The sequence below is a fragment of the Pseudomonas sp. NBRC 111127 genome (assembly GCF_001320345.1).
GTDB lineage: Bacteria > Pseudomonadota > Gammaproteobacteria > Pseudomonadales > Pseudomonadaceae > Aquipseudomonas > Aquipseudomonas juntendi.
Map to the genome: position 1 here is coordinate 1 of NZ_BCBD01000327.1, position 1,138 is coordinate 1,138.

The window sequence follows — 1,138 nt, forward strand, 5'->3', positions numbered from 1 at the left end:
CGGCGAGTACTTCAGCGCAACCGACCTGGCGACCAAGCAGCCGGCCACCGCCGAGGCACTCAAGCGTTACGAGAAAACCCTCGATGACCTGGCCCGCTCGATCGACGACCCGCTCAATCCGCAGGCCACCAGCACGCTGTTTGCCCTTGACCAGATCAACGTCGCCAGCTGGCTGGACAAGCTGCAACTGCCGGCCACCGCGCGGCAACTGATCAACCAGCAAATCCGCACCCGTTACGACGAACCGTCGCGCCTGTCGCTGCTGTACTTCGCCCAGCAGAACCGTGTTTACCGCAACGTCAGTGACCGTGACCTGCGGGCCGCGCGCCTGCCTGGCGGCAGCCCGGTGCTGGCACAGGCCTTCGTCAAGCAGCTGAAGACCATCAAGACCAGCTCGCCGGTCACCGCCATCGTTCAGAACAAGGACAGCGTCACTGTCAAGGTCGGCAGTGTCGGTTACCAGGCCGATTACCTGGTCATGGCCGTGCCATTGCGCGCCCTGGCCAAGATCCAGATCACCCCGGGGCTGGACAGCCAGCACCTGGCGGCGCTCAAGGGCACCAACTATGGCTGGCGTGACCAGCTGATGCTCAAGTTCAAGAAGCCGGTCTGGGAAAGCCGCGCGCGCATGTCGGGCGAGGTGTTCAGCAACGCCGGTCTCGGCATGCTGTGGATCGAGCCGGCGCTGAAGGGCGGGGCGAACGTGGTGATCAACCTGTCCGGCGACAACGCCCGCCTGCTGCAGGCTTTCGGCGACAAGCAGATGGTCGACCAGGTGTTGATCCGACTGCATGCCTTCTACCCGCAGGCACGCGGTGCGTTCACCGGTTACGAGGTGAAGCGGTATAGCGTCGATGCCGGTACCGGCGGTGCCTACCTGGCCTACGGGCCGGGCCAGATCAGCAAGTTCTGGCGCCTGTGGGAGCGCCCGGTGCAGCGCATCACCTTTGCCGGTGAGCACACCGATGCCTTGTACCCGGGCACCCTGGAAGGCGCCCTGCGCAGCGGCCAACGTGCCGCCAGCCAGGCCCAGGACCTGCTGGCCGGCAAGTCGTTCGACCCGGTCAAGGCCGCGCCGGTCGCGGCAGCCGCCGCCGGTGCCGGGGCAGCTGCCGCGAGCAAGGGCGGGTTCTTCTCC

The 1,138-nt window shown here is 66.4% G+C and carries 1 protein-coding gene; it reads left to right on the forward strand.

Annotated features, from left to right (window positions below; all coding sequences use genetic code 11):
* A partial coding sequence (locus tag APH30_RS27245; RefSeq protein WP_177333811.1) for an FAD-dependent oxidoreductase occupies positions 1-1,138 on the forward strand: 1,138 nt, incomplete at both ends.